The sequence below is a fragment of the Gleimia europaea ACS-120-V-Col10b genome (assembly GCF_000411155.1).
In the GTDB taxonomy this organism is placed as follows: Bacteria; Actinomycetota; Actinomycetes; order Actinomycetales; family Actinomycetaceae; genus Gleimia; species Gleimia europaea_B.
On the sequence record NZ_KE150266.1, the window covers coordinates 979,545 to 995,893 of the forward strand.

Below are 16,349 nucleotides of genomic sequence, written 5' to 3' on the forward strand. Positions count from 1 at the left end.
TTTAGCTCCTGCCCTTAGGCGCAAAGTAGTGCGCCACGATTCGAGCAATCAGGTTGAACAGCATTACCAGCAAAATGAGCACCAGCGCGGCAGCCCAAGCGCGATCGTAGTTGATCGTCTCCACACAGTTTTCCAGCGCACCACACGGGGCCAGCCCCTGCGAATACTGGCGGTACACGTAGACGGGGAGCGTCATGAGGCGCCCCTCGAAAACGTTGTAGTTGATCGAATCAATCACACCCACCGTCATAAGTAGCGGCGCAGTTTCTCCAACCACGCGCGCGATTGCAAGCATCACCGCAGTAGTTAGGCCCGCTGCGGAGGTGCGAAGCACGACCTTCACAATCGTTAGCCACTTTGGAACGCCGAGAGCATATGATGCCTCGCGTAGCTCATTGGGAACCAGGCGCAGCATCTCCTCGCTAGAGCGCACAACCGTTGGGATCATCAGCACCGACAGTGCGACCGCACCCATAATGCCCGCACGGTATGCCGGCGAAACTAGCAGGCCGAACAGCGCGGCGGCAAACAGACCCGCAACAATCGAAGGAATACCCGTCATCACGTCCACGAAGAACGTAGTTGCCCGCGCAAGCTTGGAGTTACCCGCATACTCAACCAGGTAAATCGCGGTTGCCAAACCGATCGGCACCGAAATGAGTGTGGCCCATAACGTGACCAGCAAGGTACCGATAATCGCGTGGTAGATTCCGCCCGCATCCATGCCACCATAAACACCGTTCATTGACACGGTAAGGAAGTATGGAGATAGGCGGCTCCAACCGTTCTCAACCACGATCCACAGCAGGGAAACCAGGGGAATAATCGCAAGAGCGAAAGCCAGAGCCACAAGCACGACTGAGTTCTTATCCGCCAGTTTGCGGCGCCTATCCAAACCCGGATTGCGCGAGGCAAACGGGTTGGGACTCGTTGTTGTTTGAGTTTCGACAGACATTAGTTGGCCCCCGAGAACTCGGCGCGCCTAGCAATAATCCAACGCGCAATCATATTAACGATCATTGTGATTGCAAACAGTGCCAAACCCGTCGCGATAAGGGCAGAAGTGTACGTGCCCGTAGCTTCGGGGAACTGCAGGGCAATGTTTGCCGCAATAGTGGAGTGCTTCCCCGCCTGCAAAACGTTGAACGAGTAGCTCGACCCCACCGAGAGCACCATAACAACCGCCATCGTCTCGCCAAGCGCGCGGCCCAAACCAAGCATCGCAGCCGAAATGATGCCGGAGCGACCAAACGGCAGAACCGCCATTTTCACAACCTCCCAACGCGTTGCCCCAAGAGCGAGCGCGGCCTCCTCGTGCGACTTCGGTGTTTGCAAGAACACCTCACGCGTAACTGCCGTCACGATCGGAAGGATCATCACAGCAAGGATCAAGGAGGCGGAGAATAGCACGCGGCCGGTTGTAGATACCGGGCCCGCAAATAGGGGGATCCACCCCAAGTATTTAGACAAGAACTCGTAGAACGGTACGAGCTTTGGGATCAGCCACATCGCCCCCCAAAGGCCATAAATCACCGAGGGGATCGCGGCCAGAAGGTCCACCATGTAGCCGAGCGGCTGAGCCAGGTGTTTAGGTGCGTAATGGCTAATAAACAGTGCGATTCCGATGGAGAGGGGCACAGCAAGAATCATTGCGAACAAAGCCGCCAGCACCGTGCCGAAAATCTGCGGACCAGTGAACTGCCAAATGTTTAGTTCTTCCGCACTGCCAACCGTTCGGATACGCACCGAAGGATCACTGATCGCCGGCCAGGCTCTCACAACCAGGAATGTGGCAACCGCCGCGAGGGTCACGAGGATCGTGACCGCTGCAGCAGTTGCCCCTGACCGGAAGATCTTGTTGCCGATCTTCCCGGTGTTTTTCATTTACTTAGCCACCTGGATCATGTCGAGCGAAGACTTGATTTCGCTCTGCATGCTAGTGGAGAGCGGAGCGGAGCCAGCAGCCTCAGAAGCAGCTGCCTGTCCCTCAGCGGAAGCCTGGAAGCCAATGAAGTCCTTCACCAGGTCAACCGTTTCCTGATCCTCGTAAGTGGAGCAGACGATCGAGTAGGAGACCAGAACCAGCGGGTAAGCCTTCGGGTCTTCCGGCGTGCGGTTGATGGTCAAACCAAGATCGCCCTGTACACCCGAATCAACGCGCTCAGCCGAATCAACAGCGGCCGCTGCCGCCTCGTTCGAGAACTTCACGTAGCCATCACCCGCCTTAAGCGCAATCGTACCGAGCGAGCCAGCCTGCGAAGCATCCGCGTAGCCGATCGTGCCGGTGCCTGCGGTTACAGCCTGCACCAGACCCGAGGTCTTATCACCAGACTCGCCACCTGAAATCGGCCATGCCTTGCCGGCCTTGTGCGGCCACGCATCCGGGGCGGCCTTGCTCAAGTAGTCAGTGAAGTTCTGCGTGGTACCAGACTCGTCAGCGCGGTGAACCGGGGTGATCGCAACATCTGGAAGCTCAACATCCGGGTTCTGCGAAGCAATCGCCTCGTCATTCCACTTGGTGATCTCACCGGAGAACACCTTTGCTATGGTCTCCGCATCCATGTTCAGCGTATCGATACCATCAAGATTGAAAATAACCGCAACCGGGGAAATGTAGACCGGCAGGTTCAAAGCGTCCGAGCCGCAACGATCCTTTGCGGCCGTAACTTCGTCATCCTTCAGGACGGAGTCAGAGCCAGCCCAAACAACCTGCTTACCAACGAACTGGGTGATACCAGCACCCGAGCCCACCGGGTCGTACGAAACGGTTACGTCCTGCCGCTGCGACTGGTACTTAGCAATCCACGCGTTCATAGCGGCTTCCTGAGAGGAAGCACCCGCGCCCGCAATGGAGCCAGATAGCATTGCGTCCTCGGCCGTCCCCGTCGAAGTCTCGCCCTCATTCTGGGCAACCGGGTTATCCGAACCGCAAGCGGCAAGACCAAAAGCGATCGTGCCCGCTCCAAAAGCTAGAGCTACTCTAGAGAGTCGAAGGTTCATCACGTCAATAGTCCTCTTCAATAAGGTGTTCCCAGACGCAAACGCGCGGGAGAAGCTGCCTTTTGCAACCGCTAGAAAAGTTACCGACGCAAAGTTAAGCCCTGATACGAACTAGGTAAACGAACGGTGAATTGTTAAAGCACACGCGGACAACTTAAAAGCGTTTGATAGTCCTTTGTGTTTCGAATGCCACAATTTCGGGAGTTTTAGCAGTAGAGACAGGGTAAGCGACGTGAGCTACTAGCATTTGCGCCGGCCGCAAATAGGGGTCTTCCGCCGGAATCTGCCGCGTCAACTGGCTGGCGGCGATTGCCTGCAACGGCTCAAACATTACCGGCAACGCGGGCCTATGGCCACACACCACAACCGGTTCCGCTGGGCGTTGCACCAGGCGTTCAATCACTTTGGCCGCCTCATCCGGAGCGGCCTGCGCCTGCTCCTGCGTGAGCTCCTGTGCAGTGACCAAGTTAAGGCCGGCTGCCGCCGCGTACGGCTCTAACGAGGAGCGACACCTCACCCACGGGCTGGACAGTAACCTTGACACTCCCAGCGCAGAGAAGATATCCACCAAATCCAGCGCCTCCACAACGCCCGTGCGATTCAGCGGCCGCTTTGCTTCCGCACCATCCCACTGCGCCCGAGTCAGCGCCGCCCCGTGGCGCACAATCGCAAGCGTTGCCGTGACCAGCCTGCCCGACTCCGCCCTCGAAATCACGTCATCCAACAGGCGCCTATCACCTCGGCGCGTCAGCATTTCCAACGCGGTGCGCGGATCCACCCAACGCGTCGAATCAATTTCTTTGGTAGGAGCGGGAATCACCGGGATGCGTGAACGCTCCACTCCCCCGTGCGTCACCGGCGTGCCAATCCAGTAGTGCACTTCCTTCGTCTGGCCCGACCCCAGGCGGTAACGCTGCGTATTCAAAGGGGCATGCATTTGCACGAGGACGCCGGTTTCCTCCTCCACCTCGCGAACTCCCGCCGCAATGAGGGGCTCATTGACCTCCGCCTTGCCCTTCGGCCAAGACCAATCATCATAGCGAGGCCGATGGACTATCAAGACCTCGATCTCATCTGCCTTGTACTCTCGGCCGAACTCCACCGGCACGCGCCAGTCTCGAGGACGCCAAACAACAGCGCCTGCAGACCTAACAATTCGGCTAGGCACAGGGCTGGGTCGAAATTTAGCCACGGTGAACTTTCAAAACTTACATACCACTGAACGCATTGCCACTGCGGTGACAAAAGTTTTCAGGAGCTACGGATACGGACAAATCTGATTCGATTCTACCGGTTTTCGCGCCAGCCTGTGAGACAGTCCACGATCAGGCGGCGAGTTCGGACGGGTGCTAGTCCAGATATTGGCAAGTTCACTAACCTCTGTGCGAACGCGGTGAAGTGATTAACGGTGGGCACTTAGGCGGGCACGTCCACGCCGGTGAACGTTAGGTAAATAAGGGCAAAGTTCAGCACCACAATCAGCGCCGAAACCGCCACCATCGCAACCTTCATGACCATGCCATCGCGATACTCGCCCATAATTTCCTCACGGGCCGTGTACCAGGTGAGAGGAATAATCGCGAACGGAATACCAAATGAAAGCGCCACCTGCGAAATCACCAGCGCCCACGAAGGATTTGGGTAAACCCACAAAACGATCAACGCGGGAATGAGCGTAACCAGGCGCCTGGCCCACAACGGAACCCGTACGTGGAGCAGGCCGCCCATAATCTCAGAGCCGGCATATGCTCCCACCGACGTGGAGGCCAGACTAGAAGCCAACAAACCCACCGCGAACACCACGCCAATGCCCGGGCCCAGCACGGACTCGATAGCGGCGTGCGCCCCCTCGATCGAATCGGTGCCCGCGTGCCCACCAAGCGCAGACGCAGCCAGTAGCAGCAAGCCCAAGTTCACCGCACCCGCAACCACCAGGGCGAAAACCACGTCCGTCCTCGTCGCCCGCAGCAGGATCTTCAAATTCCGATTCTTCTTATTGAACCGGTGATTCACCAAAGACGAATGTAAGTAGATCGCGTGAGGCATCACGGTTGCGCCCAGCATCGACGCGGCAATCAACACCGAATTCGTGTCACTAAAGCGCGGGACGAGGCCGGAAACCACGCCACTTGCTGAGGGTGGCTCAATAAACAATCCCGCTAAGAAACCGCCGGTGATAACCACCAGCAGGGAAACCACGATGGCCTCAAACTGGCGTTGGCGCCGCGCATTTTGGAAAATCAACAGCGACATCGACACGGCGCCCACAATCAATCCGCCCACAATCAGCGGCAAATCGAACAGCAACTGCAAAGCAATGGCGCCGCCAATTATCTCCGCCAGGTCGGTAGCTGCCGCGATGATCTCGGCCTGCACCCAAAACGCGATGCGCCGCCGCTTGGGCAAGCGATCGCCCAAAATCTCAGGCAGAGAACGCCCGGTAACGAGGCCGAGTTTGGCGCTCTGATACTGCACCAGCACAGCCATCAGATTGGCGAGCACCAGCACCCACACCAACATGTAGGAATACGTAGCGCCCGCCGAGATATTCGCAGCCACGTTACCGGGATCAACATACGCGACAGCGGCAACAAAAGCCGGCCCCAACATGGGCCAAAGCCTGTGCTTGCGAACTTTCTTAGCGGGCGCCATGGCGTCCTCTTCCCACCCGAAGCCTAACGAATAATCCTCATCGTATTTCGGGCGTCCGAAATGCTCAAGTGGCAAGGCCGCATAAAAGCGTCAAACACCTTGAATTTAGAGGTTTTGCGCAATCCAATCTCGTGCGATCACATCAGCGGACACCTGATCCTGCGCCGAACGCACGTTCAGATCGAGCAAACCATCTGCACTGAGCTTGGCCTGCACCTTGTTCAGCACCTCTACGGCCTTCGGATCAAGATCTGCCACGGTTAGCGGCACCACATGCGAGGACAAGAACATGCCCTGCGGATCATCCAAAACCACAAGGTCATTCATCTTAATGTCCGGGCTGGCCGAGAAGATATTCGCCAACTGCACGTCACCATCCAGTAGCGCCTTCACCGTCAGCGGGCCACCCTTATCCTCAATCGGCGTGAAATCAACATCCACACCGTAGTGCTTCTTCAGACCCTTCGGGCCATTCGGACGGTTCTCAAACTCAGAGCTACCGGCAACCACAAGCTTGCCGTCATAGTTCTTCAAATCAGCAAGCGAAGTAATACCGTTTTCTTCGGAAAACTTGCGCGACACCACGTACGAATCCTGATCCGTGGCCTCCGCCTGATCCAGCACCTGGAAGCCCTGCGGAGTGGTCTTCTTCAACTCCTCATAAATCGCGTCCTTGCCGGTCACCTGGTTATCCGGATTCCAGAACTGTAGCAGCGGGCCCGTGTACTCCGGACGAACGTCAATGGAGCCGTCCTCCATCTCCTTATTCAAAACCTCGCGCGCCCCGATCTTGAAATCACGCTTCACCGTGAAGCCCTCAGCTTCAAGCGCCTGCGCGTAAATCTCCGCGATGATCTCATTCGAGTAGTAATTCGATGAGCCGATCACAATAGCGTCCTCCGCAGGTTTCGACGCCTCGCCCTCCTCAAACGAAGACGAACCGCCACACGCCGCAAGCGACGCCGTCAAACCAACCGCCAACGCGGCACCAAACACACGCTTCAAAGACATAGCCCTACTCCTCTATCGATACCTTCCATAAACAAACCCGCGCGGCAAGTCCTGCCTACGCCAAAGCGGCGCTCCCGCGAGCGTGCCTGTTACTAACCTTCACCGCAAGATTAAACGCCAAATCCACAAATAGCGCCGATGCAATCACCAAGATCGCGCCGCCCAACATCTCGTCATAACGACGCGCCGACAAACCCGAAAAGATGAAACGACCCAAACCAGCATCCGCGATATACGCAGCCAACGTTGCCGTAGCCACCACCTGGACAGCTGCCGAACCCACACCGCCCATAATCACCGGACCTGCCAACGGGAGTTCAACCCCACGCACAATCTGCCACTCCGACATGCCCAGAGCGCGAGCCGCCTTCACAGCAGTCACGTCAACATTTGCCACACCCGAATAAGCGCCCGCCAACAAAGGCGGGATAGCCAATACCACCAACACAATCACCGGCGCCTTCAAACCGATTCCCAACACCAGGCCGAGCAGCGTCAGCAAACCAAGTGTTGGAACCGCTCTCGCCGCACCGGCAATCGCAGCCACCACGCCCTGTCCCCGGCGCGTATGCCCCACCGCCACGCCCACCGGCAACGCCAGCACACCGGCAATCAACAGTACCAACAGCGCGATACCCAAATGTTGGCCCAGGCGCACCCAAATACCGGACGCACCCGACCAGTTGCCAGGATCCGCCACCCACGCAAACGCATCACCCAACAGTTTCATCGCGCGCCCTCCTCACCGGCCGGCTCCCCCTGCGTCACACCTGCAACCACCAGCGGCCCCGGCCCGACCCGCTCCGCCCTCTTCCACGGGAACAGCAACCAACCGGCCAGCACCGTCAGCGCGTCTAACACCAACGCCAACACAATTGTCAGTACCAAGCCCGTCACTACCTCGGCAATGATTCCCCTTTGAAAACCATCCGTGAACAGTGAGCCGATACTTTGGATACCAATCACCGCGCCAACCGTCACCAAACTAACCGTGTTCACCACCACCACGCGCAAACCCGCAATGATGATCGAACCGGCAAGGGGCAACTCGATGCGCCAAAACTTCTGCCACGGCGAATAGCCCAGAGCCGTAGCGCTATCCAACACATCTTGTGGGACGGCCGCGAACGCATCTGCGGCGCTACGCTGCAAAAGAGCCACACCGTAAATGCTCAAAACAATCACAACCGTTGCCGCAGACCGGATCGAAACGCCCGTAATCGCTGGAATCACAATAAACATCGGCAAAGACGGCACCGCGTAAATCACGCTAATCAACGCAATCAAAGCATCCCGCGTCAGCTGGTGGCGGTTCACCAACCAGCCCACCGGCACCGCGATCAGCACACTAACTAAAATCGCGCTCACCGACAGCCACAGGTGGAGCCAAACCAGCTCGGCAATCCACTGTGCGTTATTTACAACCCACATCATTCAAGCGCCCCAAGCAATCGGCCCGTGGCGTCCTCCACGATCCTTGAATCACCCCGCACGCGCAGCCTGCGCGCACCGGAAGTGAGGCCAATAAATGAAGCCACAAAATCGCTCGCAGGATTAGTCAGCAACTCATCGGGGGTGCCGCGCTGAGCTATCTGCCCGCCCGTGCCCAACACGATAACGTCGTCAGCCAACGTGAACGCCTCATCAATATCGTGGGTCACAAACAAAACCGTCTTACCCAACTCCCGTTGCAACCTCGAGACCTCATCTTGCAACTCACGGCGCACAATCGGATCAACCGCAGAAAACGGCTCATCCATAAGCAAAACATCCGGATCCGCAGCCAGCGCCCGAGCCACACCCACGCGCTGCTGCTGACCACCCGAAAGCTGCGACGGGTAGCGATTAGCCAACTGCGCCTCCAGGCCCATCAGACCCATAAGTTCCAAGGAGCGCTTGTGCGCCTCGCGACGCGGCACCCCATTAAGTATCGGAACCGTTGAAATGTTGTCGATAATCGTGCGATGCGGCAACAAACCACCAGCCTGCATCACGTAGCCGATAGAACGGCGCAACTTCACCGGATTAACCGTAGCCACGTCAACCCCATCGATCAGAACCTGACCGCTCGTAGGCTCAATCATGCGATTAACCATCGACAATAGAGTGGATTTACCCGAGCCTGATGACCCCACAAGCACGGTAGTTGAATGGCTCGGCACTGTAAAAGACACGTTCGTAACGGCCTGCGTGCCCCCGGGGTAAGTTTTTGACACGTCGCGGAACTCGATCATCGGTTCTCCTAGCTTCATTCCCTCCAATCGTATGTAACATCGTTGCGAACCCCGACCTCGAATCAAACAACCTCCGCCAGAAAGCGCGAAAAATCACACAAAATATCCCGAGGGCGCCGCACAGCGCCCTCGGGATCATAACAATCAAGAAATGGGGTTAGAAAACCTTCCTGCCCTTCACCCGCGAAGAAGCGTTTTCCATCAGCAACTCCTGAATATCGGTGAGCTTGCGGCCCTTTTTCCCGTGCGTGTGACGAACCCAGGATCCGTCCGCACGCAAATGCCACGAGGAAACGTCGTCAGAGGCCTCTGTGCGCAACAGCTTAGACAGGTACGCCACCTGGCTCTCATCCGTGATTCGCACCAACGCCTCCACGCGCCTATCCAAGTTGCGATGCATGAGGTCGGCCGAGCCGATCCACACCTCCTCGCTGCCTTCCGGCCCGAAACAGTAAATCCGTGAATGCTCCAAGTAACGGCCCAAGATGGAACGCACCCGAATGTTATCGGACAGCCCCTTCACTCCCGCGCGGATCCCGCAAATGCCGCGAACAACCAGATCCACGGGTACGCCCGCCCGCGAAGCCCGGTAGAGCGCGTCAATCACCGCCTCGTCAACAATCGAGTTCACCTTGATACCGATGTAAGCATCCTCGCCGCGCTTCTTGCGTTCAATCTGCGCCTCGATTCGTTCAATGAGGCCGGAGCGAATCGACATTGGAGCTACCAGCAAACGGTGGAATGTGGTGCGCGGAGCGTAACCGGACAGCTGGTTAAACAAGCGGGTTAGATCCTGACCAACCTCGCGGTCGCACGTCAGCAGGCCGAGGTCCTCGTATCCGCGAGCCGTTTTGGGGTGATAGTTGCCCGTGCCCACGTGGCAGTAGCGCCGCAAACCATCTGCCTCTTCGCGAACAACCATGGACAGCTTGCAGTGCGTCTTTAACCCGACCATGCCGTAAACCACGTGTACGCCCGCACGTTCCAGTTTGCGCGCCCACGAGATGTTCGCTTCCTCATCGAATCGCGCCTTGATCTCAACGATCGCGACAACCTGTTTACCGGCGTGCGCGGCGTCGATCAGCGCCTTCACAATCGGCGAATCACCCGAAGTACGGTACAGGGTTTGCTTGATAGCCAAAACCTTCGGGTCCGCCGCAGCAGTAGCCACAAAATGCTGCACCGACGTGGCAAAAGAATCGTACGGGTGGTGGAGTAGCACGTCGTGGTTGCGGAGAGAAGAGAAAATATCTCCCGCACTGGCAGACTCGTACTCCGCCAACCCACTCGGCGTTACCGGCACATACTTGGGGTACTTCAAATGCGGCAAATCCAAGTCATGCAAGTCGTTAAGTGCCGTCAGATCAAGCGGCTCTGGCAGGCGGAACACATCTTGATCCGAAATCTCCAGACGGTCAATCAAGAAATCCAGCACCGTCTGCGAAATATCTTCCGCAACCTCCAGGCGCACCACCGGGCCGAAACGACGCCGAAGTAGCTCCTGCTCCATCGCGGTTAGCAGGTTCTCTGCGTCATCTTCTTCCACCTCTAAATCCTCATTACGCGTCACGCGGAACGTGTGCGACTCCAGCACCTTCATGCCCGGGAACAGCGTATCCAGATGCGCGGCAATGACCTCTTCTAGGGGAATAAAGTTTGTTCCCACCTTTGTGGCCGCGAGGTCTTCCGTGGCCACGCCCTCGAAATCAGGCATGACGGACTCAACATTCACGAGGCGCGGCAATGACTGTGGAACCTTAACGCGCGCGAAATAAGTCTTATCCGTCGCTTCGTTGAGGACTACCACAGCGAGGTTAAGGGACAGGCCCGAAATGTATGGGAACGGGTGAGAAGGATCAACCGCGAGCGGCGTAAGCACAGGGAAAACACGCTGTTGGAAGTACTTTGACAAAGCGTCTTGCTGCGGGGAATCGAGTTCTTCCCAACGACGCAAATGTAGGCCCTCTTCATGGAGGAGGGGTAGGAGGTCCTCATGGAACGACTTCACCTGCCGCGCCGTGAGGTCATGCGTCAGCTGCGTAATACCGTCAAGCACCTGGCGGGGGGTTAAACCCGACGCCGCAACCTTTGCGATGCCCGCCGCGATACGACGCTTCAAGCCGGCAACGCGCACCATGTAAAACTCATCTAGGTTGGACGAGAAAATCGTGGAGAACCACGCGCGCTCAAGCAGGGGCAATTCCGTATCTTCGGATTGCTCGAGCACGCGCCGGTTGAAGCTCAGCCAGGACAGCTCTCGATCCGCAAACCTCTCTTTCGGTAGCTCATCGACCGTTTCCGAGGACTTCTTTTTTACGAGCAGGAACATGTCCTTTTGCTCCGCAGATGCGAAAGGCGCGCCGGCCTGATCCGGGGTTTCCCCGGCCTGCGGCTCTGCATTGGAAGCGATATTTTCAGCCATCGTTTCTCCGTCCCACTTTTCTATCCAAAGCCCTGTCGGGCATCAGATTAGCCGGCCATTTTCAGATCTTACCGCCGCTTCGTCCAGCTCTTTAGCGGTTTCAACAAGGGCGCGCGCACGGCGAGTTACCATATTCGCCAGCCTGTCTTTGTCCGTGCGAATCCACGTGGTGCCGAAGGTAGCGCCCGATGCGAGGATCCGCATAACCAGTGCTGCATCGTGCAAAAGCTGGGATAAATCTGCGCATCCAGCCCCCGTCATCAGCGCATTCAGTCGCTCAAAAAACTCAGCGTCGTCCGGCGTTTGCGGGCGCGGGTTCGCATCATCAATACCCGCCGTGAACGGCGCGTTCAGGCCCTCCGCGAACCTCTCGTGAACCTTGATTGAGTCACGCTGATACCACTCGTTCAACAAATACAGGCGCCACAGTGCTCCGGGGAGCGTGAACGCGGGGCTGCGTTCCCACAGGTCAGAAACTATGTCCACGCCCTCTTTTTGGATCGCTGACACCAGCTTCTCTACCGCCTGATCGCCAAATTCTTCATCAGCGAGGCCAAGGAGGGCGCGCGCCGACGTCATCGCCACCAGGGCCGCAGCTGCCGGATCTGAATCACCTTCGATCTTCTCAGCATCCTCAAAACTAAGCATTGCGGGACGGTGAAACCTTGGCTGGCTCATGATTACAACCCCTTACATTAAAAACTGCTAACCCCATTGTCTCGCAAAACTCGCTTTGAAGCGCTCCAGCCGGGTAATAGGCAACAACACCAGCCGGCGAGGGCGACTGGATACCAGCTCCGTTTGCACCTGGATACGCGAAAGCCCCTGCTCTCGCAGGGGCTTCCTGAGTGGGACCACCGGGAATCGAACCCGGTCCTACGGGTCTAGCGGCTATCGCTCGCACGATTGCTACGGTGCCAGAAATTTGGCTGAGTTACCAGGCTTGCTTCCAAGCGGGCCGCTGTCGTCAATCAACTAGACTCGACACCAACGCAGGTAAAGGAAAAGACCATGAGCACCAACCCACCCAGCACGCCACCAGAAGAAACAACCGAGGTCGCGATGAGCGAACCAGCCTCTACAGCTAAACCGGCCTGGTATAAACGCCCATCCATTATTGCCACTATCGCAGTAGCACTAATCGCGGTCCTGGTAGCGGTTGGGTTGGCATGGAAAACCCAAGCCGACACCAAGAACGCGCGCGAGCAATACCAAACAGCCCAAGCGAGCTACCAGCAAGTCCTCACCGAACTAGACCAGGCCAAGACGCAAGCAGAGGCCCTTATCGAACTCGCAGCGCAGCGCGCCAAGGATACAGATACTAAGGCCCTTGTCGAAGCGGCAGAAGAAGCAGACAACCTCAAGAATGTTGAGATGCAGGATGTCTCCACGCTAGGACGGGAACAAGCCAAGGAAGCCACAGACGCGGTTAAGAGCGCGCAAGAGGCGGCCCGAAGCGTACTCGACAAGCTCACCGCCTCGTTCAAGGACGTGCGCGAGGAAGTCGCGGGCAAAGCCACAACTGAGTTTGACCAGGCCGTGAAGAACCTTAACGAGGCAATCGACCAGGCCGGCAAAGCTAACTGTGAAGGCGTAGAAAAGAGCGCTATTGACAAGCTAGATGCTGCGGTGAAAGAAGCTAAAGCAATCGACCAGGCCAAGCCAGAAACACTAGAGGCCGTGGCCGACATTGAGACCGTGTTTACCCGTGCTGACCAGGCGAGTAAGAGTGCTAAAACCTTGAGCGAGGCTACCAAGATGGTAAATGACGCGGCACAAGCCAAAGCACAAGCCCAGCAAGAGCAAAGCTCAGGCGGATACGAACCAGCATACGAAAGCAATGGTGGCGGGTACAGCGGCAATGACTATAGCGGTGGCGGCTACAGCGACTGGAACACTGGCAATAATGGCGGCAATAGTGGCGCTGGTAGTAGCGACGTATGCGGTGGTGGGCAATACTGCTACAACCCAAACTTCCTCGAATGGATCCAATCTGACCAGGACGGTAGCTGGCATCATCAGGTACAACCAGATGAGAATGGAACAATTATCGGCGATATTCAAGGAGGAGGATGTATAGCAAATTGTGACTGATCTGCCGGCAGTTCCTTCCGAAATATTCAGACGGCCCGTAGACCTAGCTCAATTGTAGCCGGACCCTATCCGTAAGCCGTTTTATGGAAGGGCGTGCTATCAGATGCAACATGTCGAATGAGCAACAGAATTAGGCGTTAGGGTCGCGATAGCGAACTCTAACAATTTGGCCTTCTTGCCCAGATGGATCACCACCGCGGAATACACAAACTTTACACACGACCGACTTTGACGATGTCGCAATTTTTACTTAAGTATCACACGAGTAACCATCAAGACCTGATGCTCTTTCTCGTTCTCAGCTATCCTTTCGAGCATACGATTGTATCGCACCGTAAGGCGTAGCGCACCCAAGATAACAGCAGCCATCCAGGTCCACCCGTAAAAGATAATTTGAACTAGTGTTCCAAGCCTTGGGCTTTTTTCTGATTCAATCCAAAGAGGCACAACCACGGTTAATACCCCACCTAAAACTCCAGCCCACCACACAGCGATCTTAAAAACCCACCGAGAATAGCGCGGATGCAGTAGATTAAACGCGGCCAAAATGGGAAGCCAAAATGCGACTAAAATTTGCGCGAACAGTAAACCTGACTTGGTGCTTTCTGGAGTGCACGCTCGAATGACCGCAACGATAGCCCCAAATATTAATATGAAGGAAATCCCCCAATGATAGGCTTCGCGGCGAAATCTGCCAGCATTTTCGATCCTTCCCAGCACATTCTTCTCAGCAACTTGCCACACTCTCTTTGGTGTCTTCTTGTATTGCGCCGCAAGCATCCGAATGGTCTTTTCAGAATTGCTAACAGAGTCCCACTTTTTCTCAGCTACTGCTTGCTCCAGCTCTAATGACATGTAAATCCTCGTTTTTCCTGCGCAGGTCTTTTCGCGCACGTAAACATACTTCGAAATTATCGTTGGAGGTCACAACGAGCGAGAGCCGGGAGCGAATTATGGCTCGTCACACAGAGACGCCAACACCACCGAAACCAGAAACCTCGTGAAACCAAGCAAACAAAACGTGCAAAACTAGCGCCCAAAACCCTACCCGTGCAGAACCGTCATCCATTGAGCATTGCACACCACGACGGTAAAGTTCGAATAGTAAACGGAAGGCATTATGCGCACTTTTGATATTGAGCAACGCTGGCCCGAATTGTTCCAAAATCTTGATGCGCAACAACGCCTCGGCGTGCTCAACACGCTTGCCGCATTGTGGCACGAGGGCTTCGAGCTGAACAGACAAGATGCTGAGAACCTGACAGACTACGCTGCGGGTATTATTGACGCTAACGAATACAGGGCTAGAACACGCGCAACGGTAGGTGCCCGCCACGCAAGTCAGGAAACATTATGAGTGTGCCAGCACAACCGCGATTAGTAACTCAGGCCGCAGTACGCGAGGCAATATCGTTTGCAGATGCAGCGCTCGCTTTGGCTGGCCACGCTGTTACTGACGCCCACATTAGAGATTTGCTTGAGCAATGCCTATCTGGCCAAATCAGCGACGCTGAATACATCGCCCAAGTCACCCAGTATATCGACCGCACACAGTGATTGAACAACGTTACTACTCTTGGAACGACTGCAACATTCCAGGAACGACCACCCTGAGAAATAAATTCGTGACGGCAACCCACCCTTTTGCGGAGTCCGATGCTCAGAAACTGAGAGCAAAAGAAGAAGCCACAGCCACGTCAAAGCAGAGGCAGGAATCAGGTTACGGACGGGGAATGTAATGCTCCCTATTGGATATGCGGAAGCCCCTGCTCTCGCAGGGGCTTCCGCCGGGTGGCCCACCGGGAATCGAACCCGGGACGCACAAACCTTAGGATTATGGTCTACCTTTTCGTCGTAGCATGACCCAATCTTTAACCGAAGTTACCCCGACACAAGACACGCCGGACGAGTCAGCACATTCGTGTTCTTTTCTTCCGCCATTAGAGCACCACCTTCAGCAAACGCAAAGCGAACGTGATTGCGATCGCAATTATAGTTACATAGCCGACACGACGCATGTCCTCATTGCCGATGCCCCACTCGTTGGAGGCTGTAAGCAGGATGCCGACAATAACGCCTCCAACAATCGCTGTTACTCCACTAATACATATCAGCCAGTTCAACATCGTCTGCACGATAACATCCACTCCCGGAGGAGCCTCGGGAACCGGGTTCAAATCCAAACTGGCCAAGCCCGCCTTACCCGCACCAATCAGAGCAGCACCTTTAGAAAACACATTCATTAGTCTTCCTTTCTAATCAAAGACAAATCTTGCGAAACCTTACGAACTTCCCTAGAAGCCTCATCACTCAAGCCACTTGACAACGTCACGCCTGTTGAAAAGACGCCAGCCGCACACGCCCAGACCAAACCTGGGTATCCATTGTGTAGAAACGGCCGGCAAACCAGCCCACGGATTAACATCACTCATTGCAACCTCCCTTCTACGTACTACGTAGAATGTGCGCGCACAACAGCAAAGGGCATAAAGTGACCGCCAGCCACCAGTCACCATTGACTAACCGGAAACCCAAACAAAGACGCGAGAACTAAGGCGCCGCAACGAATGCCTCGCCGCCTTTGAAGGTCAGACCTGAAAACAAGCCGGAAGCAGATACTTTGTGGCCCGCGATTACAAGGTAGCCACCACCACTGTGGAAGCAGGACAAGACACCAACTACGAAGAAGTCATCTAACGCATTAACGACGAGTTAAACCGATATAAAAATACGAAAGCAAAAAGCAGGGTGCAATTTTTGCACCCTGCTCACAAACTCTTTAGCGATTTGCGTCACATTGATTGGGTTGCGGGAGCAAGAGACTCAACCGCTTCCCGCGCCACTAAGACTAATGATTCATCGGCGATTTCTAAGACACTACCCTTAACACGCTACAAGATCCAACTAGCATCGCCTTCCTGCCCCACTCCAGGACG

At 56.0% G+C, this 16,349-nt stretch carries 17 protein-coding genes; 3 read left to right on the top strand and 14 right to left on the bottom strand.

Going from position 1 to position 16,349, the window contains the following annotated elements; translation table 11 throughout:
• Window position 1: 1 nt before the first annotated feature.
• From pstA to HMPREF9238_RS04520, 11 genes are all read right to left on the bottom strand, one after another.
• Complete coding sequence (pstA, locus tag HMPREF9238_RS04470; protein ID WP_016444258.1) at window positions 2-955, bottom strand: phosphate ABC transporter permease PstA; 954 nt, start codon at window positions 953-955, stop codon at window positions 2-4.
• Entirely contained in the window at window positions 955-1,884 is a 930-nt protein-coding gene (pstC, locus tag HMPREF9238_RS04475; RefSeq protein WP_016444259.1) for a phosphate ABC transporter permease subunit PstC, read from the bottom strand. The genes pstA and pstC overlap by 1 nt, the downstream gene beginning before the upstream one ends.
• Complete coding sequence (pstS, locus tag HMPREF9238_RS04480) at window positions 1,885-3,000, bottom strand: phosphate ABC transporter substrate-binding protein PstS (RefSeq protein ID WP_016444260.1); 1,116 nt, start codon at window positions 2,998-3,000, stop codon at window positions 1,885-1,887.
• A gap of 154 nt (window positions 3,001-3,154) precedes the next feature.
• Window positions 3,155-4,168, bottom strand: coding sequence for an NUDIX hydrolase (locus tag HMPREF9238_RS04485; protein ID WP_040316477.1), 1,014 nt, complete (start codon window positions 4,166-4,168; stop codon window positions 3,155-3,157).
• Window positions 4,169-4,416: 248 nt separating this feature from the next.
• The gene (locus HMPREF9238_RS04490) at window positions 4,417-5,652 is read right to left on the bottom strand and encodes an Nramp family divalent metal transporter (protein ID WP_016444262.1); all 1,236 of its coding nucleotides are present in this window, start codon (window positions 5,650-5,652) and stop codon (window positions 4,417-4,419) included.
• A gap of 105 nt (window positions 5,653-5,757) precedes the next feature.
• Entirely contained in the window at window positions 5,758-6,663 is a 906-nt protein-coding gene (locus tag HMPREF9238_RS04495; RefSeq protein ID WP_016444263.1) for a glycine betaine ABC transporter substrate-binding protein, read from the bottom strand.
• Between the two features lie 55 nt (window positions 6,664-6,718).
• Complete coding sequence (locus tag HMPREF9238_RS04500) at window positions 6,719-7,393, bottom strand: ABC transporter permease (protein WP_016444264.1); 675 nt, start codon at window positions 7,391-7,393, stop codon at window positions 6,719-6,721.
• Window positions 7,390-8,097 carry an ABC transporter permease gene (locus HMPREF9238_RS04505; RefSeq protein WP_016444265.1) on the bottom strand — a complete coding sequence of 236 codons (708 nt, stop codon included), beginning with the start codon at window positions 8,095-8,097 and terminating at the stop codon, window positions 7,390-7,392. Before HMPREF9238_RS04505 ends, HMPREF9238_RS04500 begins: the two co-directional genes overlap by 4 nt.
• Window positions 8,094-8,897: an ABC transporter ATP-binding protein gene (locus tag HMPREF9238_RS04510; RefSeq protein ID WP_016444266.1), complete on the bottom strand. Its 804-nt coding sequence runs from the start codon at window positions 8,895-8,897 to the stop codon at window positions 8,094-8,096. Before HMPREF9238_RS04510 ends, HMPREF9238_RS04505 begins: the two co-directional genes overlap by 4 nt.
• Window positions 8,898-9,054: 157 nt before the next feature.
• Window positions 9,055-11,319: an RNA degradosome polyphosphate kinase gene (locus HMPREF9238_RS04515; RefSeq protein WP_016444267.1), complete on the bottom strand. Its 2,265-nt coding sequence runs from the start codon at window positions 11,317-11,319 to the stop codon at window positions 9,055-9,057.
• Between the two features lie 42 nt (window positions 11,320-11,361).
• A complete protein-coding gene (locus tag HMPREF9238_RS04520; protein WP_016444268.1) occupies window positions 11,362-11,997 on the bottom strand; it encodes a hypothetical protein in 636 nt (211 codons plus the stop codon).
• 333 nt (window positions 11,998-12,330) lie between these two features.
• Here HMPREF9238_RS04520 and HMPREF9238_RS04525 point away from each other — a divergent pair, with 333 nt between their 5' ends.
• A complete protein-coding gene (locus HMPREF9238_RS04525; RefSeq protein WP_016444269.1) occupies window positions 12,331-13,413 on the top strand; it encodes a F0F1 ATP synthase subunit B family protein in 1,083 nt (360 codons plus the stop codon).
• Window positions 13,414-13,659: 246 nt separating this feature from the next.
• On the opposite strand, the gene HMPREF9238_RS04530 is transcribed toward HMPREF9238_RS04525, so the two are convergent.
• The gene (locus HMPREF9238_RS04530) at window positions 13,660-14,268 is read right to left on the bottom strand and encodes a hypothetical protein (RefSeq protein WP_016444270.1); all 609 of its coding nucleotides are present in this window, start codon (window positions 14,266-14,268) and stop codon (window positions 13,660-13,662) included.
• A 265-nt stretch (window positions 14,269-14,533) separates the two neighbouring features.
• Between HMPREF9238_RS04530 and HMPREF9238_RS04535 the strand changes: the two genes are divergently transcribed.
• Together HMPREF9238_RS04535 and HMPREF9238_RS04540 are read left to right on the top strand one after the other, a co-directional pair.
• Window positions 14,534-14,770 (top strand): antitoxin VbhA family protein, encoded by a 237-nt coding sequence (locus HMPREF9238_RS04535; protein ID WP_016444271.1) that lies wholly within the window; start codon window positions 14,534-14,536, stop codon window positions 14,768-14,770.
• Complete coding sequence (locus HMPREF9238_RS04540; protein ID WP_016444272.1) at window positions 14,767-14,970, top strand: antitoxin VbhA family protein; 204 nt, start codon at window positions 14,767-14,769, stop codon at window positions 14,968-14,970. The genes HMPREF9238_RS04535 and HMPREF9238_RS04540 overlap by 4 nt, the downstream gene beginning before the upstream one ends.
• A gap of 383 nt (window positions 14,971-15,353) precedes the next feature.
• Here HMPREF9238_RS04540 and HMPREF9238_RS04545 read toward each other — a convergent pair whose 3' ends face one another.
• Window positions 15,354-15,656 (bottom strand): hypothetical protein, encoded by a 303-nt coding sequence (locus HMPREF9238_RS04545; RefSeq protein ID WP_016444273.1) that lies wholly within the window; start codon window positions 15,654-15,656, stop codon window positions 15,354-15,356.
• Window positions 15,657-15,719: 63 nt separating this feature from the next.
• Window positions 15,720-15,845, bottom strand: a complete 126-nt coding sequence (locus HMPREF9238_RS09125; protein ID WP_016444274.1) for a hypothetical protein — start codon at window positions 15,843-15,845, stop codon at window positions 15,720-15,722.
• Between the last annotated feature and the right edge of the window lie 504 nt (window positions 15,846-16,349).